A 26,664-nucleotide genomic window follows, 5' to 3' on the forward strand; every position below is an offset into this window, starting at 1 on the left:
GACGCCAGCGCACAAGACACGCACGCCTCAATGAAACCATGATCGCGATCCCGCTGGTCGGGCAGCGCGGGTCACCCGGGACCGGCCAGCATCCCGGCCAGTTCGGCGGGCGCGGGCAGATCGTCGGGAGCGACCGTGGTGCGGGCGCGCACGTAGTAGAAGGCGGTCCGCACCGACGATTCCGCGACCCCCGACAGCGCGGCCCACGCCAACCGGTAGACGGCGAGCTGGACGGCGGCGTGCCGGATGGCCTCCGGACCGCGCGGCGGTTCGCCGGTCTTCCAGTCCACGACCGTGGCGCCGCCGTCGGGGTCGGCGAACACCGCGTCGATGCGGCCACGCACCAGGGTGTCGCCGATCGGCATCTCGAACGGCACCTCGACGGCGATCGGGGTACGCGCCGCCCACGGCGATTCGGCGAATGCGGCCTGCAGCGCGGCCAATTCCCGGGTATCGCCGACGCCGGAGTCCGCCGCACCCGGCAGGTCGGCGAGATTGAACAGGCACTCGGCGCCGTAGAACTGCTGGACCCAGGCGTGAAAAGCGTTGCCCAGCAAGGCGTGCTGGTCCGGGCGGGTCGGCAGCCGATGCCTGAGGCGTTGCGCCGCGCCGTCGGGGTCTCGGGCCAGGTCCACCAGGCCGCTCACCGACAGCTGGCTGGGCAGTACCGCGGCGGGTGGCGCCGCCAACCGCGCGCGCTCGGCCAGCAACGCCTCGACGTCGGCGGCCCAGCCCTCGACGTCGGCGCCCTGCCCGCCAGCCTGCGCCGACATCGCGTGGGTGACCAACGCCGCACCGCGCTCGACGTCGACACGCCGGGCGGCCAGCGGATCGGCGGGCCAGACCGCTTCGATAGTGTTGTCGCGCAACGGGTTCCGGTCGCCTTCGGCCGGTGCGGGCGCCCACCGGTCCACCACCCCGCAGGGCTCGCCGGCCGCGGCCGAACGGTCGATGACCTCCTTGATCTCGCACAGGAAATCCGACGGTCCGCGCGGTTTGATCCCGGTGGCACCCCAGTGGTGGCCCGACACCAGCAGGGTGTCCTCGGCCCGGGTGATGGCGACATACAACAGCCGGCGCTCCTCGTCGACGCGCCGCTGGTCGAGTTGGCGACGATGCTCGGAGATCTTGTCGGACAGCTGCTTTCGATTGGTGACGTCCGAGACGTCCAGTACCGGGATGCCCAGTGCGCCCTCCGATGCGCGGTCGCCCCGCAGCAGCGGCGGCAGCTCGGCCGCGTCGGTCAGCCAGGAACTCCTGGAGGCGGTCGACGGGAAGACGCCGCCCGACAGGTGCGCCACCGCCACCACCTGCCACTCCAGGCCCTTGGCGGAGTGCACCGTGAGCACCTGGACGCGGTCCCGCGCGGCCACCAACGGGGCCGGCGGCAATCCGTTCTCGATCGACTCCGCCACGTCGAGGAATGCCAGCAGCCCCGACACCGATGCGGTCGCGCAACGATCCGGTGCGCCGGCGGCGTCGGCCCGCTCGGCGTAGCCGGCGACGACGTCGGCGAACGCGTCGAGGTGTTCGGTGCCGGTCCAGCCCGCGTTCGCGCCCGCCGCCGCGCGCACCTCGCAGTCGACCCCCAGCGCGCGGCGCACCTCGGCGACCAGGTCGGGCAGCGAATGGCCCAGGTGGCCGCGCAGGGCGCGCAGCTCGGCGGCCAGCGCGGCGACGCGCTGGTATCCCGCGGCCGAATACGCTTCGGCCGGGCCGGGATCGGCGATGGCGTCCGCCAGGCACGCGGTGTCGGCGTCCGGGCCCGCGGCCTTCGCGATCGATTCCGGCGCGGCCGCCCCGCCCGCGGCGGGGCCGTCGGCGAGTTGGCGGGCGCGCCGCCAGAGCGCGGCGACGTCCCGGCCCCCGATGCGCCAGCGCGGCCCCGTGAGCACCCGCATCGCCGCCGCGCCCGCGGTCGGGTCCGCGACGAGCCGCAACATGGCCACGACGTCGGCGACCTCGGGGATGGACAGCAGTCCCGCCAATCCGACCACCTCGACCGGGACTCCCCGGGCGCGCAGGGCGTCGGCGATCGGGGCGGCGTCGGCGTTGCGGCGCACCAGGACCGCGGCGGTGGGCGGGCTCACGCCGTCGGCCCGGGCCGTCCGGTAGCGCGCGGCGACCTCGTCGGCGATCCACTCCCGTTCGGCCTGCACATCGGCGAGCAGGGCGCAGCGGACGGTGCCGGGCGGGGCGTCCGGGCGCGGGCGCAGCGCGTGCACGGCGACCGATCGGCGCCGCGCCTGCGCCGATATCGCGTTGGCCAGCCGCAGGGTCCGCGGCGGGTTACGCCAGCTGGTCCGCAGCTCCAGGACGGGCGCGGGAGTGCCGTCGGAGAGCGGGAAGTCGGTGCTGAAGCGCGGCAGGTTGGTGGCCGAGGCGCCGCGCCAGCCGTAGATCGACTGGATCGGGTCGCCGACGGCCGTCAGCGCCAGCCCGTCGTCGGCGCCGCCGCCGAACAACGCCGACAGCGCGACCCGCTGGGCGTGCCCGGTGTCCTGGTACTCGTCGAGCAGCACCACCCGGTAGCGGCCCCGCAGGTCCTCACCGACCTGCGGAAAGCTCGCCGCCAACCGGGCCGCGCAGGCCATCTGGACGCCGAAGTCCATGGTCTTCGCGGCGCGCATGCGCTCGTGCAGCGCGTCGAGCAGCGGTACCAGCTCGGCGCGCTGGGTCTGGGTGGACAACAGCCGCAGCAGCCACTGGCTGGGGCCGCGGTCCCGCTGATAGGGGCCGGCCGGCAGGGCGTGGATCAGCCGCTCGAGCTCCACATGGGTATCGCCGAGCTGCCGGGTGTCCACCAGGTGTTCGGCGAGCTGGCCCCACAACCGCAGCACCATCGACGTGACCGCCGCGGGTGTCTTGTCGGTGCGCAGCTCGCCGCGGTACCCGCTGACCACGTCGAAGGCCAGCTGCCACAGCTCGGTCTCGCCGAGCAGCCGGGTGTCGGGCTCGATGGGCAGCAACAGTCCGTAGTCGCGGATCAGCGAACCCGCGAACGCGTGGTAGGTGCTGACCGTCGGCACGCCCGCCGGCTCGGTGGCCGCCGCGCCGCCGGCACCCAAGCCGACGCCGGCCAACCGGGCCAGCCGCGACCGGACCCGGCGCAGCAGCTGGCCGGCGGCCTTGCGGGTGAACGTCAACCCCAGCACCTGGCCGGGCTCGGCGTAGCCGTTGGCGACCAGCCACACCACCCGCGCGGCCATGGTCTCGGTCTTTCCGGCGCCGGCGCCCGCGATGACGACCAGCGGCCCGGGCGGTGCCGCGATGACCGCGGCCTGCTCGTCGGTGGGCGGGAAAAGACCGAGGGCACCAGCCAATTCGGCGGGACCGTAGCGCGCGTTCACTGCGCCGCCCCGTCGGCGTGGGCCGGGCACGAGGGCCGTACCGGGCAGTGCGAGCACCCGTCGTTGCGCCGGGCGACGAACCGGGGCCCGGCGGTCGCCCCGGCCGCACGCCGGACCAGCCGGCGCCATTCGTCGCGGGCGGCCGGCGTCAGCGGATCCTGCTCGCGTTCGGTGGCGCCCGAGGCTCCGGCCTTGCCGAGGTAGACCAGCCGCGCGCCACCCGGTTCGGAATCGGTCGGCTCCCCGGTCACCATTCCCTCGGCCACCGCCAGCTGATACATCGCCAGCTGGGCGTGTTGTTGGGCATCGTCCTTGCTGACCGGCGTCTTGCCGGTCTTGATGTCGACGATCACCAGCCGGCCGGCGGCATCGCGCTCCAGCCGATCGACCCGCCCGCGCAGCCGGACCTCGCCGCCGCCCTCCTCGGAGGCGCCGAGGGTTCCGTCGATCTCGACTTCGACGCCGACCTCGGTCAGCTCGCCACGGGTCTGCGCCCGCCACTCGACGAAGGCCTCGATCATCGCGCGGTGCCGCGCCAACTCATTGGCCGAATGCCACTCGGCCTCGAACGGCAGGTGCCGCCACGCGCGGTCCAGCTCGGCCAGCAGCTCGGTAGCGCTCCGGTGCGGCTCGGCGACCAGGGCGTGCAACACCGAACCGATGGTGGAGCGCAGATCACGCGGGCTGGTTCCACCATGCCGTTCGGCCAGCCAGCGCAGCGGGCAGTCGTCGAGCATCTGCAGGGTCGACGGGGTCAACGTGACGGCCTCGTCGTCGCCGCGCAGCGGTTCGCTGGTGCTGACGGGGATCAGCCCGTGCCAGGAGGCCGGGTCGGCGCCCGGGACCCCGGCCCGGGTCAGTCGCGCCAGTTGCGTTGCCGCGCAAGCACGCTCGGCGTCGTCGACAGCGTCGTCGGGTGCGCACACCACGCCGCGCAGCCGGCCCACCAGCGCGGGGGCCGACAGCACCCGGGGCGCCCAGACGGGTTGCGCGGCCGTGGCGTCGCCTCGGCCGTCGCTGGCCCACTGTGCGAGTTCGTCGCAGAAGGCGGACGGGAGCGCGGCCTCGCAGTCCGCTCCGCCCGTGTCGCTGTCCACGGCGGTCACCAGCACTCGGCGGCGGGCGCGGCCCAGGGCCGCGACCAGCAGCCGCCGTTCCTCGGCCAGCAGCGGCGCCCGCACCGACGCGTCCCCGGAGACGCCGTCCAGCACGTCCAGCAACCGCTGGGTGCCCAGCACGCCGCCACGTGGAACGGTGTTGGGCCACAACCCCTCTTGCAGCCCGGCGATCACCACCAGGTCCCATTCGTGACCCAGGGCGGCGTGCGCGCTGAGCACCCGCACCTGATCCACGGCCGAGACCGGCTCCTGGTTCACGCCCGGCAGGTGCAGCGCGGAGACGTGCTCGACGAGGCCGCGCAGCGACGCGCCCGACGTCCGGGACACGTATTGGTCGGTGAGGTCGAACAACGCGGTCACCGCCTCCAGGTCCCGGGTGGCCTGCGCGCCGGCGGGTCCGCCGCGGTCGGCCGCCGCCAGCCAGCGCCGCTGCAGGCCGGAGCGCTGCCAGGCGGCCCACAGGGTGTAGCGCGGGTCTTGGCCCGCACGATGGCAGCGCACGGCGGCGTCCAGCACGGCGCGGACGCGGTGCACCGGGCGAAACTGCGGGCCCGGCGGCGGCGCGTCACCGGTCAGCGCGTCGACCAGCAGGTCCGCGAGGTCGTCCGGTGCGCGATCGGGGTGGGTGCGCTGCAGTGTCCGGCGCAGCTGCCGCAGCGATACCGGGTCGACGCGACCGATGGGACCGGTCAACAGGGCGAGCGCGCGGTCGCCGTCGAGCCCGTCGGCGGTGGCCGACAGGACGGTGAGCAGCGCCCGGGCCGCGGGCTCGTCGGACAGCGGTCCGCTTGCCGCGGGCGCGGCCACCGGCACCCCGGCGGCGGCCAACGCGCGCGGCAATCGGGCGCCGGCCCGCGGCACCGACCGGACGATGACTGCCATCTGCGACCACGGCACGCCCTCGACAAGGTGCGCGCGCCGCAGCGCGTCGGCGATCATCGCCGCCTCCGCGTGCGCGGACGCGGCCAGGCGCACCGTGACCGAGCCCTCCTCGGCCCCGGTGCCCTCGATCCGTCGACCCGCACGTCCGCCGGGCAGCCGGCCCGCGACGCCGCTGACGGCCCGCGCCACCGCGGGCGCGCAGCGATGCGAGACCGTCAGCGTCACCGACGGTGAATCGCCCCCCAACAGCCCGGCGGATTCACCGCCGCGAAAGCCGAACACCGCCTGGTTGGGGTCGCCGGCGATCAGGGCCACGTCGGCGCCGGCCGCGAGCACCCCGACCAGCTGCGCAGCCTGCGGGTCGAGCTGCTGGGCGTCGTCGACCAACAGGACCCGCACCCGCGCCCGCTCGGCGGTCAGCAGGTCGGGATCGACGGCGAAGGCCTCCAGCGCGGCGCCCACCAGCTCGGCGGCGCCCAGCGCGGGCGTCGTCGCCTGGGGGGCCGCCGTCCCCACCGCCGCCCGTAGCAGCATCACCTGCTCGTACTGCCGGGCGAACCGGCCGGCGGCCGTCCATTCCGGACGCCGGTGACGACGGCCCAGCCGCTCCAGCTCCTGCGGGTCGACGCCACGTTCGGCGCAGCGCGCCAACAGGTTTCGCAGTTCGGTGGCGAAGCCCGCGGTGGTCAGCGCGGGGTGCAGGTGGGCGGGCCACGCCGTGGCCCCGCGCGGGCCGTCCTCGAGGTCACCGGCCAGCAACTCCCTGATGATGGCGTCCTGTTCGGCGCTGGTGACCAGCCGCGGCGGCGCATCGCCGGCCCGCTCGGCGGCCCGCCGCAAAACCGCGTACGCGTAGCCGTGCACCGTGCGTACCAACGGTTCCCGGACGGCGGTCCGGCAGGGGCCGGTGGCGCGGGGCCGCAGCAACGCCGTCGTCAACGTGCTGCGCGCCGTGCTCCCCAGCCGGCCGGAACCGGTAAGCAGCAGCACCGATTGCGGGTCCAGGCCGGCGTCGATGTGAGCGACCGCGGCATCGATCAGCAGGCTGCTCTTGCCGGTGCCGGGCCCGCCCAGCACCCGGACCGGCCCGCGTGCGCCGGGCAGCAGCAGAGCCCGCGCCTCGCTGTCCCAGGTGTACGACATGGCTGCATGCAATCACCAGGGTCTGACAAGTCGGCCCGACCCGAACCGGCGGCGACCCCTACGCTGGAGGCCGCGAACAGCCCGACCAACGGTGAGGAAGGTAGGTAGTCGTGACAGACGTCGAACGCGGCTTTCCCAGCGACGAAGCGCCCGAAGGCGACGCCGCCGAACAACTGCAGCCGGTCGACTTCGATGACGAGGCCGGCTTGGACACCGAATACGTGACCGCCGCGGACCGCGAGGCGAACGAGGCCGACGTGATCGAGCAGGCCTACGTCGTCCCCACCGACGACGAGTGGGAGGACGAACGCTGAGCCGCCCGCGAGCGGCCGTGGCGACGGTGCACCGGTGACCGCCGATCTCCACGTGCACCGCTACGGACCGCCCGGTCCGGTGCGGGTGCTGGCGCTGCACGGGTTGACCGGTCACGGGCAGCGCTGGCAGCTGCTGGCCGGGCTGTTGCCCGAAACCGCTTTCGCCGCACCGGATCTCATCGGCCACGGTAGGTCGTCGTGGGATGCGCCGTGGACCATCGACGCCAACGTCGCGGCGATAGCCGCGCTGCTCGACGACACGGCCGAGGCGCCGGTGCTGGTGGTGGGCCATTCCTTCGGCGGCGCCCTCGCCATGCAGCTGGCCGCGGCGCGGCCCGATCTGGTGGGGTCGCTGCTGCTCCTCGACCCGGCCGTCGGGCTGGACGGCGGGTGGATGCGCGAGATCGCCGACGCCATGCTGTCCTCGCCCGACTACCCCGACGCCGACGAGGCGCGGCTGGAAAAGCTGCACGGCTCCTGGTCGGATGTCGACCCGGCCCTGCTCGACGCCGAGATCGACGAGCATCTGATCGGGCTGCCGGGCGGTCGGTACGGCTGGCGGGTCAGCCTGCCGGCGATGATGTCGTACTGGAGCGAGCTGGCCCGCGACATCGTGTACCCGCCGGCCGGGAAGGCCACCGTGCTGGTGCGGGCCAAGCGGACCTCGCCGCCGTACGTCGGCGACCACTTGATCGCCGGGCTGCAGGACCGGTTGGGGTCGGACTTCCGGCTGCTGGATCTCGATTGCAACCACATGGTGCCCTACGCGGCGCCGGCGGACGTGGCGGAGCTGACGCGCGGGCTGCTGGGGGCCGGCTGATCGTGGCGCCGGTGACCGACGAGCAGGTCGAGCGGGTGCGCGCGCTGGTCGCGGCGATACCGTCCGGCAGGGTCGCGACCTACGGCGACATCGCCGACGCCGCAGGGCTTTCCAGCCCGCGCATCGTCGGCTGGATCATGCGGACGGACTCCTCGGACTTGCCGTGGCACCGGGTGATCACCGCCTCGGGGCGGCCGGCGCGTCACCTGACCACCCGGCAGCTGGAGCTGCTGCGTGCCGAGGGGGTTCTGGCCACCGACGGCAGGGTCGCGTTGCGCGAGGTCCGTTACGACTTTTCCCGCTAGAGCACCAGCCGGACCAGCGCCGCGGTGCGGGCCAGGCCAGGGAAGGCCTCGGCCGTCGACCGCGGATGCAGCGCGTGGACCGCTAGCCGAAACATCAAGGCGCGCAACAACATCTGCGGCCACTCCGGTAATGCGTTCCAGCGTTCGATGAGTCCGTCGTCGGCCTCGCCCCAGGACAGGGCGTCGACGACGACCACACCGGCCGCCCACGACGCGGGCCGCCAGTACGGGGTGATGTCGGTGATGCCCGGGGCGGCGGTGCCCACGAAAAGCACTGTGCCGTAGAGGTCTCCGTGCACCACCTGGTTCGGGCTCTTGGTCGGCCGGCGCAAGGTGGCCAGCTGGTTGATCAGCTCCACCGACCGCTCGGCGTCGGCCGTCGGCGGAGCGGTCCGCGCACCCGGGGGCACCGAGGCCAGCGGCCGTTCCTCCCACGCGGCGCGGTCGGCGGCGATGAAGATGTCGACGTCGCCCCACGGCGCGGTGGGCCCCTGGGTCAGGAACCGGGGGCGTTCCAGTTTGCCGGTCGCCTCGTGCAGGCGCACCGCCGCCGAGACCACCTCGTCATGGCGAGGCTCGGGCGTTCCGGCGACGAAAGTGTCCGCCCGCCATCCCGAAACCACGTACCGACCGTCCGTCGAGCGGACCGGGCGGGCCAGCCGAACGCCGTCAACGAACAGCGTCTCCCGCACCCGGGCGGACCAGGCCGCCCGGGCGTGGTCAGCCACCAGCGACAGGACGACTTCGCCGCAGCGCCAGCCGCCCTCCCAGCTCGCGCCCAGATAGACGGGCTGCACACCCGTCAAGCCAAACGCCGCCAGCACATGCTCCGGCGGTGGCTCGACATTCACACGGGAAGCTTAAACGAGGCCAGCTGCGGCGATCGCGAGCGCGGCGAAGCCGGGCGCGGCGGGTCGCCGCGCGCACACACGGCGATCGCGAGCGCGGCGAAGCCGGGCGCGGCGGGTCGCCGCGCACACACACGGCGATCGCGAGCGCGGCGAAGCCGGGCGCGGCGGGTCGGCTCAGTACATGACCATGTCGGGCTGCATCTGCTGCGCCCACGCCACGATGCCGCCCTGCAGGTGCACGGCGTCGGAGAATCCGGCCCTGCGCACCGCCACCAGCGCCGCGGCGGAACGCACGCCCGTCTTGCAATACAGCACCGGCATCCGGTCCTGCGGCAGCTTTGCCAGACCCTCACCGGAGTCGATCGACGACTGCGGGATCAGCTGCGCCCCGTCGATGCGGTTGATCTCCCACTCGGCCGGCTCGCGAACGTCGATCAGCGCCAGCTTCCTGCCCGAGTCCAGCAGCTCCCGCAGCTCCCGCGGGGTGATCGTGGAGCCGGTGACGGCCGAGTCTGCGCCGTCGGCCGCCGCGCCGCAGTACTGGTCGTAGTCGATCAGCCCGGTGATCTTCGGCGACGCGGGATCCTTGCGGATCGCGATGGTGCGGTAGGACATTTCCAGCGCGTCGTAGAGCATCAACCGGCCCAGCAGGGACTCGCCGATCCCGGTGATGAGTTTGATCGCCTCGGTGCCCATCACCGACGCGATCGAGGCGCAGACGATGCCCAGCACGCCACCCTCGGCGCAGGACGGCACCGTGCCCGCGGGCGGGGGCTCGGGGTAGAGGTCGCGGTAGTTGAGTCCCCGCCCGCCGGGCGCGTCCTCCCAAAACACCGAGACCTGGCCCTCGAACCGGTAGATCGACCCCCACACGTACGGCTTGGCGGCCAGCACGGCGGCGTCGTTGACCAGATACCGGGTGGCGAAGTTGTCGGTGCCGTCCACGATCAGGTCGTACTGCTTGAACAGGTCGACGGCGTTGCTCGAGTCCAACCGGGATTCGTGCAGGCGCACCCGGACCAGCGGGTTGATCGCGGCGATCGACTCGCGCGCGGACCGGGCCTTGGGCCGGCCGACGTCGGCGACGCCGTGGATGATCTGGCGTTGCAGGTTCGACTCGTCGACGACGTCGAAATCCACGATGCCGATCGTGCCGACCCCGGCCGCCGCCAGGTACAGCAGCGTCGGCGCGCCCAGCCCACCGGCGCCGATCACCAGCACCCGCGCGTTCTTGAGCCGCTTCTGCCCGTCCACGCCCAGGTCGGGAATGATCAGATGGCGGCTGTAGCGGGCCACCTCCTCGCGGGTCAGCTCCGTCGCCGGCTCCACGAGAGGCGGCAGCGCGGTCTGGGACGTCGACACGCCCGAACATCTCCTCGGTCTCGATTTGCGGTTCGTCGTACACCCATCACATCAGTCGCCGAACGGCACGGCAATGAATTCAACCGCGGGTCAGGCGATCGGGAACGGCCAGGGGTTGAATCGGCAGGTCTTCCCGTCGGCCTTGACGAAGTCCGGGTCGAACTGCGCGGCATCGTCATTCGACGTGGAGAACGTCTGCTGCATCATCACCGGCGCCAAAGCGCCCTGCTGCTCGCAGGGCTCGTGGCGCACGTACCCGATGGCGTGGCCGACCTCGTGGTTGATCACGTACTGGCGATACGAACCGATGTCCCCCTCGAACGGGACGGCCCCGCGCACCCAGCGCGCCTCGTTGATGAAGACCCGCGGCTGCCGGTCCTTGCCGAACGACGGGTTGTAGCAGGACGTCTCGAGGCGAAACTCGTAGCCGCAGCCCTCGCGAACCGTCACCGGCGACACCAGGGAGATCCGGAAGTCGGGGCTTCCCCCAGTGGTTCCGTCGATCCGGATGAACGCGAACTGCGGGTTGTGGGTCCAGCCCTTCGGATTGGCCAGCGTCTGGTCCACCATCTGGGCGAAAGCGTCGTCGCCGCCGAACATCGTGGGGTCGATGCCGTTCTCCACCTCGACGGTGTACCGGAACACCTTGACGGTGCCCTGGCCGATCTGCGGCGTCGTGCCGGGCACCACATGCCAGGTCTTGTCGCCCGCCTCGGTGAACGGGCCGCCGTCGGGCAGCGTCCCGGCCGGCAGGTTGGCGTCGAACGCCGCCAGCCCGCGTGGCGGCGCGTCGATGATCGACGTGCCCACCGCGCCGATCGCCTGCGGGCTCTGGATGGGCTGATTGGCCGTCGCCTTTTTCGCGCTGGTGCCGGTCACCGTCTGGTAGATCACCATCACGGTGACCACCGCCAGAACGGGCAGCGCGTACGCGCGCCAGCCGTAGGTGGACACGAACCGCCCCAGCCAGGTCTGTTTGCGCCATTGCCGCGGCCGCTCCCGGTCGGCCCTGGCCCGTCCGGCGTCGCGGGCGATCGGGTCGCGCAGGGCGCGCAGCGGTTCCCGCCACTCGTCCCGCAGCACCGGCACGCGACCGGTGCCGCGCGAAGGCGGCTGGGACGTCATTTCCCCAGGATTACACAGGGACGCGGCGTGGTCGTCCGTGGCGCGCCCGAATGCCCCGCCCGGCACCGCTTTCTGCCTGCGACGACGGCGGCGACGACACCGGCGGGAACGGCACGGGTAGTAATGTCTGTCGCAACGATCCGCGCGCGGCCGGCCCAGTGGTGCCGGCGGCCGGTTGCCCACACATCAGATGAGGACTCGATGAGCGAACTCGCCAAACCCGCGGCGCGGCGTGCCGTCAAGTCGGCCGACCGCGGTCGGCCCGGGGACGGCATTGCGGCCTCGAACCGGCGCGGCAACCGGCTGCCCCGGGACGAGCGCCGCGGCCAGCTGCTCATCGTGGCCAGCGATGTGTTTGTCGATCGCGGATACCACGCCGCCGGGATGGACGAGATCGCCGACCGAGCCGGCGTCAGCAAACCGGTTTTGTATCAACACTTTTCGAGCAAACTCGAGCTCTACCTGGCCGTGTTGGCCCGGCACGTCGAGAACCTCGTCTCGGGGGTGCAGCAGGCGCTGAGCACCACCACCGACAACCGCCGGCGGTTGCACGCGGCGGTCCAGGCGTTCTTCGACTTCATCGAGCACGACAGCCAGGGTTACCGGCTGATCTTCGAGAACGACTACGTCACCGAACCCGAGGTGGCCGCGCAGGTGCGGGTCGCCACCGAATCGTGCATCGACGCGGTGTTCGCGTTGATCAGCGCGGACTCGGGCCTGGACCCGCACCGTGCCCGGATGATCGCGGTGGGACTGGTCGGCATCAGCGTCGACTGTGCCCGCTACTGGCTGGACTCCGACCGCCCGATCTCCAAGGCGGACGCCGTCGAGGGCACCGTCGCGTTCGCCTGGGGCGGGCTGTCACACGTGCCGCTTACTCGCCTTTAGCGCCCTTCCCGGTGAGTTTGCCGACTTCGGCGCCGATACCGAAGCCGACCCGGCGCGCATCGGCGGGTCCGATCTCGACGTAGGCGATCTTGCTGGTGTGCACGAGGAAGCGGCGCCCCCGCTCGTCGTTCAGCCTCAGCAGCCCCGGTCCCTCGCTCAGCGCGGCGCTGACCAGCTCTTCGACTTCGGCCGGCGTCTGCGCGCTGGAGAGCATCAGTTCGCGCGGACTGTCCGTAATACCGATCTTGACCTCCACGGTCACCCCTTCCGTTGGTATTGAAGTCGACAGACCTGTCAGCAGCAGGCTAGTGGACGGCAGCGGGGCCGCACCCCCGACGGTCCCCGCCGCGCGGTTCGCGGCGAGCGAAACCCCGGTCGCGAGCGGATAACGATTCGCTTGCAGCTGTGTGCAGAGCGGGGTTCGACGACCGTTCTGTGCTTTCACATCGCTAACTTCGGCACCATGGGTACCACACTGGCCGATCTCGACAGGGTGCGGGACTACCCCGACGACGAGACCGATGAGCTCTACGAAGCCGACTCCTACCCCGAGGGCGACTACACCTGGACCGGCTGGCCGGCCGAGCTGCGCTGGCGCCCGGCCACGGCGATCCTGGGCGCCGTGGTGGCCGTCGGCGCGATCGCGACCGCGGTCATCATCAACAGCGGCGACAGCGCCTCGACCAAGGCCACCGTGGCGCCGCCACCCCAACCGGTGACGTCCGCACCGGCGACGACGAAGAGCTCGGCCGCGCCCAGCGCGCAGCCCGGCCCCTCGCGCACGGCCCAGCTGCCGGTCGAAACGTTCACCACGGTGACCCCGCCGCCCAGCGCATCGCCCACCCTGGCGCCCACGGGAACGCCGACCGCCGCCCCGCCCCTGACGTTGACGCCGCCGCCGTCGGCCGCGCTGAACCCGCGCACCGTCGTCTACAGCGTCACCGGCACCAAGCAGCTGCTGGACTTGGTCAACATCGTCTACACCGATGGGCAGGGCTACTCCCAGACCGAGTTCAACGTGTCGCTGCCGTGGACCAAGGCGGTGATCCTGAATCCCGGCGTGCAGAACCCCTCCGTGGTCGCGACCAGCTTCTACGGGCGGCTCAACTGCTCGATCGTCAACGCCTCCGGTCAACTGGTCGCCGCGTCGGCCAACAACTCGAGCCTGGCGACCTGCACGCGCTGAGCCTCAGCTCAGGCCCAGTTCCCGCATCCGCCGGTCGTGCGTCTGCTGCAGCCGGTCGAAGAACGCGCTGAGCTGGCCCAGGCTGCCGGCGCCCGTCACCACCAGGTCGACCAGCTCGTCGTGGTCGGCCAGCAGGTACTGGGCCTGCGTGATCGCCTCGCCGAACAGGCGGCGCGACCACAGCGCCAGCCGGCTGCGCTGCTTGCCGCTGGCCGTCACCGCTGCGCGCACCTCGGCGACGACGAACTGCGAGTGCCCGGTCTCCGACAGCGCCGCGCGCACCACGCCGGCGATCTCGTCGGGCAGCCCGTCGGCGATCTCCAGGTACAGGTCGGCGGCCAGCGCGTCACCGACATAGGTCTTCACCAAGGCCTCCAGCCACGTGCTGGGCATCGTCAGCCGGTGGTAGTTCTCCAGCGCCGAGACGTACTTCGACATCGCCGACACCACGTCGACGCCGCGGGCCTCCAGGGCGTCGCGCAGCAGCTCGTAGTGCTGCATCTCGGCGGCCGCCATGCTCGCCATGGAGATCCGTCCGCGCAGGTCGGGGGCCATCCGGGCCTCGTCGGTGAGCCGATAGAACGCGGCGATCTCGCCGTATGCCAAGACCGCGAACAACTCGTTGACGCCCGGGTGGTCGGCGGGCAGACGAGGGCCGGGCGACCGGTCCCCCGGGTCGGCTTCCAGGTCGGCTTCGGAGGGCTGCCAAGAGGGCCGGGTCATGGCAACACTGTAGTCGGCGGGCCCGGCGCAAAATGGGGCCCAGCTGTCGACCGGCTATCATGTGTGTAGATAGCGGCTGTGTTTCCGCAATAAGAGCCGCTATCGGCGAAATGTGCGTGCACAGCTGGCCCGCCCCGAGCGGGGCCGGCGACTCGGCGACGTATTCGGAGTCGGAACTCGTGCGCGCGTGACCGCGACAGAGAAACACCGACACAAACCGATATGTCACCGAAAGGCTTACTACCCACGCATGAGCACACTGACCAGCACAACTGAATTGACCTTTGCCAACCTCGGCGTCCGCGACGAAATTGTGCGCGCCCTCGCGGAAAAGGGCATCGAGCGGCCCTTCGCGATCCAGGAATTGACCCTGCCGCTGGCGCTCGCCGGCGACGACCTTATCGGCCAGGCACGCACCGGCATGGGTAAGACGTTCGGCTTTGGCGTGCCGCTGCTGCAGCGCATCACCGCCCAGGCCGCGACGCGCCCGCTCAATGGGACGCCACGCGCCCTGATCGTGGTGCCTACGCGCGAGCTCTGCGTGCAGGTCACCGAGGACCTGGCCACCGCGGCCAAGTACCTGACCGCCGAGGACGGCCGACAGCTGTCGGTCATCTCCATCTACGGCGGCCGCGCTTACGAGCCCCAGATCGATGCGCTGCGCGCCGGCGCCGACGTCGTGGTGGGCACCCCCGGTCGACTGCTCGACCTGGCCCAGCAGGGCCACCTGCAGCTCGGCGGGCTCTCGGTGCTGGTGCTCGACGAGGCCGACGAGATGCTGGACCTGGGCTTCCTGCCCGACATCGAGCGCATCTTGCGCCAGATCCCCTCCGACCGGCAGTCGATGCTGTTCTCGGCGACCATGCCGGGGCCCATCATCACGCTGGCCCGCACCTTCATGAAGCAGCCCACCCACATCCGGGCGGAGGCACCGCATTCGTCGGCGGTGCACGACAAGACCGAGCAGTTCGTCTACCGCGCCCACGCCCTGGACAAGATCGAGCTGGTCAGCCGCGTGCTGCAGGCCGAAGGCCGCGGCGCCACCATGATCTTCACCCGCACCAAGCGCACCGCCCAGAAGGTCGCCGACGAGCTGGCCGAGCGCGGCTTCAAGGTCGGCGCCGTCCACGGCGACCTGAACCAGGTCGCCCGCGAGAAGGCGCTGAAGGCCTTCCGGTCCGGAGACATCGACGTGCTGGTCGCCACCGACGTGGCCGCGCGCGGCATCGACATCGACGACGTCACCCACGTCATCAACTACCAGATCCCCGAGGACGAGCAGGCCTACGTGCACCGGATCGGCCGCACCGGCCGCGCCGGCAAGACCGGTGTCGCGGTCACCCTGGTGGACTGGGACGAGCTGCCCCGCTGGTCGACGATCGACAAGGCCCTGGGGCTGAACTGCCCCGAACCCGCCGAGACCTACTCGAACTCCCCGCACCTCTACGAAGAACTGGGCATCCCCGCCGAGACGACCGGCACCGTCGGCGCGCCCAAGAAGCCGCAGGGCCCACGCCGTAACACCGAGCGTGACGGCCAGAAGACCGAGCGGTCCGGTCGCGCCCGTTCCGGTGCGCCGCGGCGGCGCACCCGGGGCGGCCAGCCCGTCACCGGGCACCCCGGCGGGAACGCCGCTGCCGACGCCACCACCGGCGAAGCCGCCGAGGGGTCCGGCAACACCGGGACCAGCCGGCGCCGGCGCCGGCGCCGCAAGCCCGCCGAAGCCGGCGCGCACGCCAACTAGGCCGCGCGCCCACGGATGGTCAGACCCGAACGCCGCACCAAGGGCGACGTCTTGGCCGCCGCGGCGATCGCGGTCGTGGTCGCCGCCGTCGCCTCGCTGATCTGGTGGACCAGCGACGCCCGGGCCACCATCAGCCGCCCGGCCGCCGTTGCGGCGCCCAATCCCAACCCCGCCCGGCGGGTGCCGGCCGCGCTGCGTGAGCTGTGGACCGCGCCCAGTCCGGCCACCACCGCACCGGTGGCGGTCGGCGGCACGGTCGTCACCGGCGACGGCCGCCGGGTCGACGGCCGCGACCCCGGCTCCGGGCAGTCCCGCTGGAGCTATCAGCGCGACAGCGACCTGTGCGGGGTCTCCTGGGTCTACCACTTCGCCGTCGCGGTCTACCGCGACGACCGCGGGTGCGGCCAGGTCAGCACGCTCGACGGGTCCACGGGCCGGCGCGGGCCCGCCCGCAGCGGCTACGCCGACCCGCGCGTGCGGCTGTCCTCCGACGGCACCACGGTGTTGGCGGCCGGCGACACCCGGGTGGAACTGTGGCGCTCGGACATGGTCCGGATGGTGGCCTACGGCGACACCGACGCGCGGGTGAAGCCCTCGACGCGCGGGCTGCACTCCGGCTGCAGGCTGGTCTCGGCGGCGGCCAGCTCGTCGGCGGTGTCGGTGCTGGAGAGCTGCGTGAACCAGGCCGACCTGCGGCTGGTGTTGCTGCGGCCCGGCAAGGACGACGACGAACCCCAGCAACGCATGGTCGCCGAACCCGGAGTCAGGGCGGACTCGGGCGCCCGGGTGCTGGCGGTCTGGGAGAACGACACGGCGGTGTATCTGCCCGCTCCGCAGCCCCGGGTCGACGTCGTCGACGAGACGGGCACCACCGTGGCGAGCACCCTGCTGCCCAAGCCGCCGTCCGGCCCCGGGGCGGTCACGCACGCGGGCAGCCTGATCACCTGGTGGACCGGCGATTCGGTGATGGCTTTCGAGACGGGCAACCTGACACTGCGCTACACCATCGCCGCCGGGCCGACCACCGCGCCGTTGGGCCCGGGCGCGATGATGGCCGGCCGGCTGCTGGTGCCGGTCACCGGCGCGATCGGCGTCTACGACCCGGTCAGCGGCGCCAACGAGCGCTACATCCCGGTGAACAGGGCGCCGGGCCCGCCCGGACGGGCGGTGGTCCCGGCCGTCGCGGGATCCCAGGTGTTCGAGCAGCGCGGCGACACCGTGGTGGCCCTGGGCTGATCCCGCGACCCGTGTGCGCTCAGGGCGTTCCGTGTGCGCACGGGGCGGCGACACGCCGATGCTCCGCACCCTGGGCACACAATCAAAGCCGTAGGCGCACAACCAAAGCCGCTACACCTCGACGGCGAACGTCGGCAGCGGCTTGCCGGTCTTCCAGTGTTTGAGCAACGCCTTCGCCAGATCGGCGTAGGCCGACGCGCCCTTGTTCTTGCGACCCGACATGACCGAGGAGCCCGAGGCGCTGGCCTCGGCGAAGCGCACCGTCCGCGGGATCGGCGGGGCCAGCACCGGCAGGTTGTAGCGGTCGGCGACGTCGAGCAACACGTCGCGGGTGTGGGTGGTCCGCGAGTCGTACAGCGTCGGCAATGCGCCCAGCAGCCGCAGATCCGGGTTGGTGATCTGCTGGACGTCGGCGACCGTGCGCAGGAACTGGCCGACGCCGCGGTGCGCGAGCGTCTCGCACTGCAGCGGCACGATCACCTCGTCCGCGGCGGTCAGGCCGTTGAGGGTGAGCACGCCCAGCGACGGCGGGCAGTCGATGATGACGACGTCGAAGTCGTCGGCGAGCTTGGCCAGCGCCCGTTTGAGCGCGTATTCGCGGCCGGCGCGCATCAGCAGCATCGCCTCGGCGCCCGCCAGGTCGATGTTGGCCGGCAGCAGCGTCATGCCCTCCATCGTCGCGACCAGCGCGGCGCCGGGCTCGACCTCACCGAGCAGCACCTCGTGCACGGACACCGGGAGTTTGTCGGGATCCTGGCCGAGCGAGAACGTCAGGCAGCCCTGCGGATCGAGGTCGACCAGCAGCACCCGCTGACCCTCGTCGACCATCGCCGCGCCCAGCGAGGCAACCGTCGTCGTCTTGGCGACGCCGCCCTTCTGGTTGGCCACCGCCAACACCCGGGTCTTACTCACCAGCGCCCGCCCCTCTCGTCGCCTGGCACAAGCATCATTGCCGCCATGCGGTCAACAGTGCCCATCCTGGCACGTTCGCTCGCCGTGCGCTGCGACCAGTGACTCCAGCGGGGCCCCGGCATGTCGTCCGGCAGAATCGGTCGATATGGGCTTGCACAACCATCGATTGGTCCTGCTCCGCCACGGGGAGACCGAGTGGTCGAAATCGGGTCAGCACACGGGTCGGACCGACCTCGAGCTCACCGACACCGGCCGCGTCCAGGCCGAGCTCGCCGGCCGCGTCCTGCGCGAGCTGAACCTCACCGACCCGTTGGTGGTCAGCAGCCCGCGCATCCGCGCGCTGACCACCGCCAAGCTGGCCGGGCTGGCGGTCGACGAGGTCTCTCCCCTGCTCGCCGAATGGGATTACGGTTCCTACGAGGGCCTGACGACACCGCAGATCCACGAATCGGTCCCCGATTGGCTGGTCTGGACGCACGGGTGCCCCGGCGGGGAGAGCGTGGCGCAGGTCAGCGAACGCGCCGACCGGGCCGTCGCATTCGCGTTGGAGCACATGAGTTCGCGTGACGTGGTGTTCGTGGGGCACAGCCACTTCTCCCGTTCGGTCATCACGCGCTGGGTGGAGCTGCCGCTCGTCGAGGGGAGCCGCTTCTGGATGCTGGCCGGCTCGATCGCCGTGTGCGGCTTCGAGCACGGTGTGCGACAGCTCGCCGCGCTCGGCCTGACCGCCCAGCCGCAGGCGATCAAGCCCGGGTGAGCGCCGAAGACGGCGATGCGCGCCGCGCAACGGCGCGAGAAGGAGTCGAGAATCTGAACCACGAACCGCCGTTCGCGCTGTGCGGACCGACGCAAACCCTGGTGGCCGACGGGGTGCGGCAGCGCTACCGCGACGTGGTGGCCGCGCAGGACGCGTTGCGCTCGGGTGCCGCACCGATCGTGTTGGGCGCGTTGCCGTTCGACGTGGATCGGCCCGCAGCGCTGCTGACTCCCCACGCCGTGCACCGCACCGACGCCCCGCCGGACTGGCCGGGCGGCCCGCTGCCAGCGGTGCGTGTCGCCGCCGCCGACCCGCCGCCGGCCGACTACCGCCGCCGCATCAGCCGCGCGCGTGACCGACTCACCGCACCCGGCAGCGAGCTCAGCAAGGTGGTGCTGTCCCGCGCGCTGCGACTGGTCGCCGACGCGCCCCTGGACGCCCGCGTCATCCTGCGCCGGCTCATCGCCGCCGACCCGGCCGCATACGGCTACCTCGCCGACCTGACCGGCGCCGGCGACGACTACGCGGGCGTGGCGCTGGTGGGGGCCAGCCCGGAGCTCCTGGTGGCGCGCTCCGGGGACCGCGTCACGTGCCGGCCGTTCGCCGGTTCCGCACCCCGCGCCGCCGATCCCGAAGCCGACGCCGCCCACGGCGCCGCGCTGGCCGGTTCGGCCAAGGACCGGCACGAGCACCAGCTGGTCATCGAGACCATCCGGGCCGCGTTGGAACCGCTGTGCGACGAGCTGACGATCGCCGCCGAGCCCGAGCTGAGCCGCACCGCGGCGGTATGGCACCTGTGCACACCGATCAGCGGGCGCCTCCGTCAAACATCCACCACGGCAATCGATTTGGCGCTGGCCCTGCACCCGACACCGGCCGTCGGCGGTGTGCCGACCAAGGCCGCGGTGGAACTCATCGCCGAGCTGGAGGGCGACCGCGGGTTCTACGCGGGGGCGGTGGGCTGGTGCGACGCGCGCGGCGACGGGCGCTGGGTGGTGTCCATCCGCTGCGCGCAGCTGTCCGCGGACCGTCGCACCGCAATCGCCCGCTCCGGTGGCGGTATCGTCGCCGAATCCGACCCCGACCAGGAAGTCGCGGAAACCACAACGAAATTCGCGACCATCCTCAACGCATTGGACGTCGAGCAATGACCATTCGCCGCGCCACGCCCGGCGATACCGGCGCGATCACCGCAATGATTCACGCGCTGGCCGAATTCGAAAACGCCGCGGATCATTGCACGGTGACCGAAAAGCAAATCGCGGCAGCGCTTTTCGGCGCCACACCGGCGGCGCACGGGCACGTGGCGGAGCTCGACGGCGAGATCGCCGCGATGGCCCTGTGGTTTGTCAACTTCTCCACCTGGGACGGGGTGGCGGGCATCTACCTCGAAGACCTGTTCGTGCGGCCGGGGTTTCGCCGTCGCGGGCTGGCCCGCGCGCTGTTGGCCACCCTGGCGGCCGAATGCCTCGACAGGGGCTACACGCGGTTGTCCTGGGCGGTGCTGAACTGGAACGCCGATGCCATCACGGTGTACGACGGCGTGGGCGGCGAACCGCAGCGCGAGTGGACCACCTACCGGCTGTCGGGTCCGCGGTTGGCCGAGCTGGCCGAATCGCGCTGATCGCCGCCGGCGGCCCAGCGCAGGCCTCCCGGGCTGAAGAGCAGCCCCAACACGGCCAGCGCCACGACGCCGGCGGGAATCCCGACGGCGGGCCGGTGCGAGTCCACCGTCAGGTACCAGGCCACCGGCAGTAGCAGCAGCTGGGTGATCACGGCCAGCCCTCGGCCCCAGCGCTTCCCGAGCGTGAGCGCGCGACCGGCGGCCAGCACCACCGCCCCGACCACGACGAAAAACACGGCGGTGCCCAACCCGTTGACCACGCGCTGATCGGCCCCGGCGATGCCGCGCACCACCAGCACGACCGCCATGACCAGCGCGGCCACCCCCTGCACCGCCACCAGGAATCCCGCGGCGCGCACAGCGGACGGCGCGGCCCCCGGGTCGCGGCGCATACCTGTCACCCGCGTCAGCGTAGTCACCCCCGCCGGCGGGGGCGTTCCCCACAGCGCCGCCTTAAGGCGCCCGCATAAGCTCGTGCCTCATGCGCGCCGTGCTGATCGTCAACCCCACCGCCACGTCCACCACCCCGGCCGGGCGCGATCTGCTGGCGCACGCGCTCAAGAGCCGCCTGCAACTCACCGTCGAACACACCAATCACCGCGGTCACGGCGCCGAACTGGCCGAGAAGGCGGTCGCGGACGGGGTTGACCTGGTCGTGGTGCACGGCGGCGACGGCACCGTCAGCGGGGTGGTCAACGGCCTGCTCGGCCCTCCCGGGGCCGTTTCGGGGCCGACGGGCCCGGTGCCCGCGGTCGCGGTGGTGCCCGGCGGTTCGGCGAATGTGCTGGCACGGTCGCTGGGTATCTCGCGGGATCCGGTGGCCGCCACCAACCAGCTCATCCAACTGCTCGACGACTACCACCGCCACCACACCTGGCGCCGCATCGGCCTGATCGACTGCGGTGAGCGGTGGGCCGTGTTCAACACCGGGATGGGTGTCGACGCCGAAGTGGTCGCCGCGGTCGAGGCCGAACGCGACAAGGGCGGGAAGGTGACCCCGTGGCGCTACATCCGCGCGGCGATACCCGCCGTGTGGGCCTACACGCGCCGGGAACCGATGCTCACCCTCGAACTGCCCGGCCGCGAACCCATCACCGGGGTCAGCTTCGCGTTCGTGTCGAACTCCAGCCCCTGGACCTTCGCCAACGACCGGCCGGTATGGACCAACCCGGGCTGCACCTTCGAGACGGGGCTGGGCGTGTTCGCACCGACCACCATGAAGACCTTCCCCACCCTGCGCATCGTGCGGCAGATGTTCGCCAAGCGGCCCAAGTTCGAGTTCGACCACCTCATCACCGCCGACGACGTCCCTTGCGTGCGCGTCACCTCGACCGGGGGCCCGGTCGCCTGCCAGTTCGACGGGGATTACCTCGGGGTGCGGGAGACCATGACGTACCGGGCGGTACCGGACGCGCTGGCGGTCGTCGCGCCGCCCCGGAAAAACCCGTTCTGAGCTGCGCCGACGAGGCGGCTGCGGGCCGAGCGGCCAAACTTTTCCGCAAGAGTGGCCCGTCAGTGTAGTACAACTGTGTAAGGGCTCGGCTACGGAATGATCAAAGTGAGATAGCCCACGAGCTAACTCGGTGCTATTGACTTCTGTTGAGCCTGTGAAACGATCAAAAGGTTGCATGCAGAAATTTAGATAGGGGTACGGACCCTTTCTTGTGCACGCATTAACAGCCGAAGAAAATTGGCCGTGCGCCTTGCTGCGCACTCAGTGAGGAGTAAGAACGTATGGATTGGCGCCACAAGGCGGTCTGTCGCGACGAGGACCCGGAGCTGTTTTTCCCGGTAGGGAACAGCGGCCCGGCGCTCGCGCAGATCGCTGACGCGAAACTGGTCTGCAATCGGTGCCCGGTGACCACGGATTGCCTGTCCTGGGCCCTGAACACCGGCCAGGACTCGGGCGTCTGGGGCGGCATGAGCGAAGACGAGCGGCGCGCACTCAAGCGTCGCAATGCCCGGACGAAGGCCCGTAGCGGAGTCTGACCCAGTCAGAGCAAACAGTGCGGCCTCGACGAAAGTCGGGGCCGCGCTGTTGTGCAGGGCGCGGCGATGACCGAAGGCGCGTAAGTGTCATGCCTACATCGCCAACCGGGTCCGCCGACCGATCGGCACCCGCAGCACCACGTCGGTGCCGCGGGACGGGGCCTGGCGCATGCCCAGCGTGCCGTCGAGTTCCGCCGACACCAGCGTCCGCACGATCTGCAGGCCGAGGCTGTCGGACGTCTCCAGGCTGAAGCCCTCCGGAAGCCCGCGGCCGTCGTCGTGGACGACGACGTCGAGCCAGCGCGCCGACCGCTCGGCGCGGATGGTCACCGACCCCTCCTCGGCCGCCGGGTCGAATGCGTGCTCGATCGCGTTCTGCACCAGCTCGGTGATCACCATGATCAGGGCGGTCGCGCGGTCGGAGTCCAGCACGCCCAGGTCGCCGAGCCGATTGATCCGGATGGGCCGGTCCACCGACGCCACGTCGTTCATGATCGGCAGGATCCGGTCGATGACCTCGTCGAGGTTGACCTGCTCGTCGACCGACATCGACAGCGCGTCGTGCACCAAGGCGATCGACGAGACCCGGCGCACCGACTCGATCAGGGCTTCGCGCCCCTCGGCGTTGACCGTCCGGCGGGCCTGCAGCCGCAGCAGCGCCGCCACCGTTTGCAGGTTGTTCTTCACCCGGTGGTGGATTTCACGGATCGTGGCGTCCTTGGATATCAGCGCCCGGTCGCGGCGCTTCACCTCGGTGACGTCGCGGATCAGCACCGCCGCCCCGGCTCCGGCGCCGTCGACCACCAACGGCAGCGTCCGTAGCAGCACCGTGGCGCCGCCGGCGTCGACCTCCATCCGCATGCTTTTCCCGCCGGCCAGCAGGTCGAGCACGTGCTCGGCGAGCTCCTGGGCCTCGAAGGGGTCGGAGATCAGCGGGCGCGTCACCTTGACCAGGTTGCGGCCCTCCAGCTCGGTCGTCAGGCCCATCCGGTGGTAGGCCGACACCGCGTTGGGGCTGGCGTAGGCGACGACGCCGTTGACGTCCAGCCGGATGAAGCCGTCCCCCGCCCGGGGGGTCGAGCGGGACATGACCACGTCCCCCACGTCGGGAAACGTGCCATCGGCGAGCATGTGCACGAGATCGCTCGCGCACTGCAGGTACGCGGTCTCCAGTTGGCCCGACGTCCGGTCGGCCGCGACCGCGGTCTGATGCCGGGTGAGCACGGCCACCACCCGGCCGCCGTAGCGCACCGGGGAGGCCTCCACATGCGGGCCGGGCAGCAACGAATCCCCTTCGGCCGCACCGTAATCCCGTTGGGCGGTGCCGGATTCGAAGGCGTCGGCGACCAGCGGCAGCCGGTCGGCGTCGACGACACTGCCCACCGAGTCGGTGAGCAGCACCGTGGGCGCGGTGTTCGGCCGGCACTGCGCCACACACACCAACGTGCCGTCGTCGCGGCGAACCCACATCAGGTAGTCGGCGAACGACAGGTCCGCCAGCAGCTGCCACTCCCCCACCACCGCGTGCAGGTGGTCCACCGCGCTACCCGGCAGGACGGTGTGTTCGGCGAGCAGATCACCGAGAGTCGACATCACTCACTCCCCGGGCATTCCCGGCAACGGACGGCTACCAACCTTTTCGGGGGCTAGCTGATCACGGCAATCAGGTCGCCCGCCTGGATGACATCGCCCACCGAGACGCTCACCTTGCTGATGGTGCCGTCGACCTCGGCCAGGACGGGGATCTCCATCTTCATGGACTCCAGCAACACCACGATGTCGCCTTTGCCGATCTGGTCACCCTCGCTCACCACGACTTCGAGCACGCTGGCCACGATCTCGGCGCGGACATCCTCGGCCATCTTCACCCCACTCGTTGCGGCCATTGCGCAGGCCGGCTGCTGGTCATCAAGCTTCCGTCAGGCTCGGGTATATCGAACCACAGGACCGCTTCCGGCCGCGGCGCCCGGGCCGTTATGGCCGCGGTCGACTGCCGTGAGAGACTGTGCGGCAGGCTCACGGGCGCCGCGCGCCCGGATCAAAGACCAATCAACGGAGGGTTCGACCAATGGCCAAACGGGGCCGTAAGAAGCGCGACCGCAAGCACAGCAAAGCCAACCACGGCAAGCGGCCCAACGCCTGAGGACCCGCTACCGCGTCTCGCGGATGATGGTGGTCCGCCGGATCTCCAGCCGCAGCCGCTCGCGCAGGCCTTCGGGGGCCTTGTCGCCGCTGCATTTGGTGCCGATCAACGCCTTGATCCGCTCCTCGAGGCCGTAATGCTTGAAGCAGCCGGGGCACGCTTCGAGGTGGCGGCGCAGCTGGTCCCGCGATTCGGGCGTGCACTCCCCGTCGAGCAGGAGCCAGACCTGCCGGATCACCTCGGCACAGCCGACGGCGCCGTGCGCGTCATCGTTGGGGCACGTGTCGCTCGGGCTGGAGACGTCGCCCCATGCGCGCCGCTCTCCCCCGCTAGCGGGAGGTGCCCCCACAGCATCGCTTCGTTCTGCATCGTCGCCGGCGCGGCTCATGACGACACCTCCTCGTGTGCCTGGTGGCCGCGGTTGAAGCCCCGCTCCTTGGCCACGTCAGCCAGCAACCCACGCAGTTGACGGCGGCCGCGGTGCAGCCGTGACATTACCGTCCCGATGGGCGTGTCCATGATCTCGGCGATTTCCTTGTAGGGGAAGCCCTCGACGTCGGCGTAGTAGACGGCCATCCGGAACTCTTCCGGCAATGCCTGAAGCGCTTCCTTGATCTCGGTGTCGGGCAGCGCCTCGAGCGCCTCGACCTCGGCCGAGCGCAGCCCGGTGGACGAGTGCTCGGCGTTGGACGCCAGCTGCCAGTCGGTGATCTCCTCGGTCGGGTACTCGGCCGGCTGGCGCTGCCGTTTGCGGTAGCTGTTGATGTAGGTGTTGGTCAGGATCCGGTAGAGCCACGCCTTGAGGTTGGTGCCGGCGCGGAACGAACGAAACCCCGCGTACGCCTTCACCATCGTCTCTTGTAGCAGGTCTTCCGCGTCGGCAGGATTACGCGTCATGCGCAGCGCGCCGCCGTAGAGCTGGTCCAGCAGGGGGATCGCGTCGCGCTCGAAACGCGCCAGCAGCTCCGCGTCCGTCTCCGGCGGGGCGGGATCGGGGATCTCGCGTGCTGTCGCGCCGTCTGTGTCGGCCATGTCGATAACCCCGGTCCCTTCTGCTGCGGTGTCGCCGGAGGGCGCCGAAAGCGCCACCGGGCTTGCAGGAAAGCAAGCCAACTGATCGGCACCCATTGGACGGTCCAACAGGCTCGTCGCCGCTGACACCAAACCGCTCCTCCCAATCTAGAGGCTGGCACCGACAGTGTCTGCCCGGGTGCGCTCCGCAACATCAGAGACCGCTTGCTTCAACAGCGGCGCCCGACGTGCTCATTCCCGCCGAAGCCGGCGCCGCCCGTCCCCCGATCGGGGCGGGCGCGGCCGGACGTTAATGTGACGCCATGTCCCTGAATGGCAAGACCATGTTCATCTCCGGCGCCAGCCGCGGTATCGGCCTGGCGATCGCCAAACGCGCCGCACAAGACGGCGCCAACATCGCCCTGATCGCCAAGACCGCCGAGCCGCATCCCAAACTGCCGGGCACGGTCTACACCGCCGCCAAGGAGCTCGAGGAGGCGGGCGGACAGGCGCTGCCGATCGTCGGGGACGTCCGCGACCCGGAGTCCGTCGAATCCGCGGTGGCCAAGACCGTCGAGCAGTTCGGCGGCATCGACATCTGCGTCAACAATGCGTCGGCGATCAACCTGGGGTCCATCACCGAGGTACCGATGAAGCGGTTCGACCTGATGAACGGCATCCAGGTGCGCGGCACTTACGCCGTGTCGCAGGCCTGCATCCCGCACCTCAAGGCCGCGCAGAACCCGCACATCCTGACGCTGTCCCCGCCCGTGCTGCTCGGCAAGGAATGGCTGAAGCCGACCGCGTACATGATGGCCAAGTTCGGCATGACGCTGTGCGCGCTGGGGATCGCCGAGGAGATGCGCGAGGCGGGCATCGCGTCCAACACGCTGTGGCCCCGCACCCTGGTGGCCACCGCCGCGGTGCAGAACCTGCTCGGCGGCGACGAGGCGATGGGACGCGCCCGCAAGCCCGAGGTGTATTCCGACGCGGCCTACGTCATCCTGAACAAGCCCGCCCGCGAGTACACCGGCAACACGTTGCTGTGCGAGGACGTGCTGGTGGAGTCCGGGGTCACCGACCTGTCGGTCTACAACTGCGTGCCGGGTGGCGAGCTCGGCGTCGACTTCTGGGTCGACGGCGTGAACCCGCCGGGATACACGGGTCCCTAGCGGGGCCTA

General features: G+C 71.3%; 27 protein-coding genes. 14 read left to right on the forward strand and 13 right to left on the reverse strand.

The genetic code is table 11. From position 1 onward, the window contains the following. Positions 1-71 precede the first annotated feature (71 nt). Positions 72-3,380, reverse strand: coding sequence for an ATP-dependent helicase (locus tag AWC03_RS15480; protein WP_420845674.1), 3,309 nt, complete (start codon positions 3,378-3,380; stop codon positions 72-74). Next, a complete protein-coding gene (locus tag AWC03_RS15485; protein ID WP_085241611.1) occupies positions 3,347-6,493 on the reverse strand; it encodes an ATP-dependent helicase in 3,147 nt (1,048 codons plus the stop codon). The genes AWC03_RS15480 and AWC03_RS15485 overlap by 34 nt, the downstream gene beginning before the upstream one ends. Before the next feature lie 110 nt (positions 6,494-6,603). Between AWC03_RS15485 and AWC03_RS15490 the strand changes: the two genes are divergently transcribed. The 3 genes from AWC03_RS15490 to AWC03_RS15500 are packed head-to-tail and all read left to right on the forward strand — an operon-like array spanning position 6,604 to position 7,932. Beyond that, positions 6,604-6,807: a hypothetical protein gene (locus AWC03_RS15490; protein ID WP_085241612.1), complete on the forward strand. Its 204-nt coding sequence runs from the start codon at positions 6,604-6,606 to the stop codon at positions 6,805-6,807. 34 nt (positions 6,808-6,841) lie between these two features. Next, positions 6,842-7,627 carry an alpha/beta fold hydrolase gene (locus tag AWC03_RS15495; RefSeq protein ID WP_085241613.1) on the forward strand — a complete coding sequence of 262 codons (786 nt, stop codon included), beginning with the start codon at positions 6,842-6,844 and terminating at the stop codon, positions 7,625-7,627. 2 nt (positions 7,628-7,629) lie between these two features. After that, positions 7,630-7,932, forward strand: coding sequence for an MGMT family protein (locus AWC03_RS15500; RefSeq protein ID WP_085241614.1), 303 nt, complete (start codon positions 7,630-7,632; stop codon positions 7,930-7,932). On the opposite strand, the gene AWC03_RS15505 is transcribed toward AWC03_RS15500, so the two are convergent. From AWC03_RS15505 to AWC03_RS15515, 3 genes are all read right to left on the reverse strand, one after another. Further along, entirely contained in the window at positions 7,929-8,783 is an 855-nt protein-coding gene (locus tag AWC03_RS15505; protein WP_085241615.1) for a TIGR02569 family protein, read from the reverse strand. The genes AWC03_RS15500 and AWC03_RS15505 overlap by 4 nt on opposite strands. A gap of 174 nt (positions 8,784-8,957) precedes the next feature. Continuing rightward, on the reverse strand, positions 8,958-10,145 hold the full coding sequence (moeZ, locus tag AWC03_RS15510; RefSeq protein WP_085241616.1) for an adenylyltransferase/sulfurtransferase MoeZ: 1,188 nt from the start codon (positions 10,143-10,145) through the stop codon (positions 8,958-8,960). A gap of 90 nt (positions 10,146-10,235) precedes the next feature. Continuing rightward, the gene (locus tag AWC03_RS15515) at positions 10,236-11,270 is read right to left on the reverse strand and encodes a DUF3152 domain-containing protein (RefSeq protein WP_244275371.1); all 1,035 of its coding nucleotides are present in this window, start codon (positions 11,268-11,270) and stop codon (positions 10,236-10,238) included. 201 nt (positions 11,271-11,471) lie between these two features. On the opposite strand from AWC03_RS15515, the gene AWC03_RS15520 reads away from it, so the two are divergent. Continuing rightward, positions 11,472-12,158, forward strand: a complete 687-nt coding sequence (locus AWC03_RS15520; RefSeq protein WP_085241618.1) for an HTH-type transcriptional activator FasR — start codon at positions 11,472-11,474, stop codon at positions 12,156-12,158. Here the strand turns inward: AWC03_RS15520 and AWC03_RS15525 are convergent. Continuing rightward, the gene (locus tag AWC03_RS15525) at positions 12,145-12,414 is read right to left on the reverse strand and encodes a DUF3107 domain-containing protein (RefSeq protein ID WP_085241763.1); all 270 of its coding nucleotides are present in this window, start codon (positions 12,412-12,414) and stop codon (positions 12,145-12,147) included. The two genes, AWC03_RS15520 and AWC03_RS15525, sit on opposite strands and share 14 nt — an antisense overlap. Before the next feature lie 207 nt (positions 12,415-12,621). On the opposite strand from AWC03_RS15525, the gene AWC03_RS15530 reads away from it, so the two are divergent. Further along, positions 12,622-13,344 (forward strand): MmpS family transport accessory protein, encoded by a 723-nt coding sequence (locus AWC03_RS15530; protein WP_085241619.1) that lies wholly within the window; start codon positions 12,622-12,624, stop codon positions 13,342-13,344. A gap of 3 nt (positions 13,345-13,347) precedes the next feature. On the opposite strand, the gene AWC03_RS15535 is transcribed toward AWC03_RS15530, so the two are convergent. Continuing rightward, complete coding sequence (locus AWC03_RS15535; protein WP_085241620.1) at positions 13,348-14,067, reverse strand: ferritin-like fold-containing protein; 720 nt, start codon at positions 14,065-14,067, stop codon at positions 13,348-13,350. Positions 14,068-14,317: 250 nt separating this feature from the next. Here AWC03_RS15535 and AWC03_RS15540 point away from each other — a divergent pair, with 250 nt between their 5' ends. Then, positions 14,318-15,811: a DEAD/DEAH box helicase gene (locus tag AWC03_RS15540; protein WP_085241621.1), complete on the forward strand. Its 1,494-nt coding sequence runs from the start codon at positions 14,318-14,320 to the stop codon at positions 15,809-15,811. Positions 15,812-15,826: 15 nt separating this feature from the next. Beyond that, positions 15,827-17,047, forward strand: coding sequence for an Rv3212 family protein (locus AWC03_RS15545; protein ID WP_085241622.1), 1,221 nt, complete (start codon positions 15,827-15,829; stop codon positions 17,045-17,047). Positions 17,048-17,158: 111 nt separating this feature from the next. Here AWC03_RS15545 and AWC03_RS15550 read toward each other — a convergent pair whose 3' ends face one another. Beyond that, the gene (locus tag AWC03_RS15550) at positions 17,159-17,959 is read right to left on the reverse strand and encodes a ParA family protein (protein WP_085241623.1); all 801 of its coding nucleotides are present in this window, start codon (positions 17,957-17,959) and stop codon (positions 17,159-17,161) included. Positions 17,960-18,104: 145 nt separating this feature from the next. Here AWC03_RS15550 and AWC03_RS15555 point away from each other — a divergent pair, with 145 nt between their 5' ends. From AWC03_RS15555 to AWC03_RS15565, 3 genes are read left to right on the forward strand one after another with little or no spacing between them, the layout of a single operon-like run. Beyond that, positions 18,105-18,716: an acid phosphatase gene (locus AWC03_RS15555; protein ID WP_085241624.1), complete on the forward strand. Its 612-nt coding sequence runs from the start codon at positions 18,105-18,107 to the stop codon at positions 18,714-18,716. A 53-nt stretch (positions 18,717-18,769) separates the two neighbouring features. Beyond that, entirely contained in the window at positions 18,770-19,867 is a 1,098-nt protein-coding gene (locus AWC03_RS15560; protein WP_085241764.1) for an isochorismate synthase, read from the forward strand. Next, positions 19,864-20,340, forward strand: coding sequence for a GNAT family N-acetyltransferase (locus tag AWC03_RS15565; RefSeq protein ID WP_085241625.1), 477 nt, complete (start codon positions 19,864-19,866; stop codon positions 20,338-20,340). Before AWC03_RS15560 ends, AWC03_RS15565 begins: the two co-directional genes overlap by 4 nt. Here AWC03_RS15565 and AWC03_RS15570 read toward each other — a convergent pair. After that, on the reverse strand, positions 20,292-20,732 hold the full coding sequence (locus AWC03_RS15570; RefSeq protein WP_085241626.1) for a hypothetical protein: 441 nt from the start codon (positions 20,730-20,732) through the stop codon (positions 20,292-20,294). The genes AWC03_RS15565 and AWC03_RS15570 overlap by 49 nt on opposite strands. 89 nt (positions 20,733-20,821) lie before the next feature. Here AWC03_RS15570 and AWC03_RS15575 point away from each other — a divergent pair, with 89 nt between their 5' ends. After that, positions 20,822-21,793 carry a diacylglycerol/lipid kinase family protein gene (locus AWC03_RS15575; protein WP_085241627.1) on the forward strand — a complete coding sequence of 324 codons (972 nt, stop codon included), beginning with the start codon at positions 20,822-20,824 and terminating at the stop codon, positions 21,791-21,793. A gap of 281 nt (positions 21,794-22,074) precedes the next feature. Beyond that, positions 22,075-22,329 carry a transcriptional regulator WhiB1 gene (whiB1, locus tag AWC03_RS15580; protein ID WP_007168139.1) on the forward strand — a complete coding sequence of 85 codons (255 nt, stop codon included), beginning with the start codon at positions 22,075-22,077 and terminating at the stop codon, positions 22,327-22,329. Positions 22,330-22,422: 93 nt separating this feature from the next. On the opposite strand, the gene AWC03_RS15585 is transcribed toward whiB1, so the two are convergent. After that, positions 22,423-23,922, reverse strand: coding sequence for a sensor histidine kinase (locus AWC03_RS15585; protein WP_085241765.1), 1,500 nt, complete (start codon positions 23,920-23,922; stop codon positions 22,423-22,425). A gap of 53 nt (positions 23,923-23,975) precedes the next feature. Next, a complete protein-coding gene (locus AWC03_RS15590) occupies positions 23,976-24,191 on the reverse strand; it encodes a biotin/lipoyl-binding carrier protein (RefSeq protein WP_085241766.1) in 216 nt (71 codons plus the stop codon). 206 nt (positions 24,192-24,397) lie between these two features. Here AWC03_RS15590 and AWC03_RS28335 point away from each other — a divergent pair, with 206 nt between their 5' ends. Next, entirely contained in the window at positions 24,398-24,472 is a 75-nt protein-coding gene (locus AWC03_RS28335; RefSeq protein WP_011728008.1) for a 50S ribosomal protein bL37, read from the forward strand. Between the two features lie 7 nt (positions 24,473-24,479). Here AWC03_RS28335 and rsrA read toward each other — a convergent pair whose 3' ends face one another. Both rsrA and AWC03_RS15600 read right to left on the reverse strand, forming a co-directional pair. Continuing rightward, positions 24,480-24,710 carry a mycothiol system anti-sigma-R factor gene (gene rsrA, locus AWC03_RS15595; protein WP_244275519.1) on the reverse strand — a complete coding sequence of 77 codons (231 nt, stop codon included), beginning with the start codon at positions 24,708-24,710 and terminating at the stop codon, positions 24,480-24,482. 146 nt (positions 24,711-24,856) lie between these two features. Beyond that, a complete protein-coding gene (locus AWC03_RS15600; protein ID WP_167542796.1) occupies positions 24,857-25,504 on the reverse strand; it encodes a sigma-70 family RNA polymerase sigma factor in 648 nt (215 codons plus the stop codon). A 302-nt stretch (positions 25,505-25,806) separates the two neighbouring features. On the opposite strand from AWC03_RS15600, the gene AWC03_RS15605 reads away from it, so the two are divergent. Then, positions 25,807-26,655 carry an SDR family oxidoreductase gene (locus AWC03_RS15605; RefSeq protein WP_085241629.1) on the forward strand — a complete coding sequence of 283 codons (849 nt, stop codon included), beginning with the start codon at positions 25,807-25,809 and terminating at the stop codon, positions 26,653-26,655. Positions 26,656-26,664 lie beyond the last annotated feature (9 nt).

Origin of the sequence: Mycobacterium europaeum (genome assembly GCF_002102155.1) — a bacterium.
Taxonomy (GTDB): domain Bacteria; phylum Actinomycetota; class Actinomycetes; order Mycobacteriales; family Mycobacteriaceae; genus Mycobacterium; species Mycobacterium europaeum.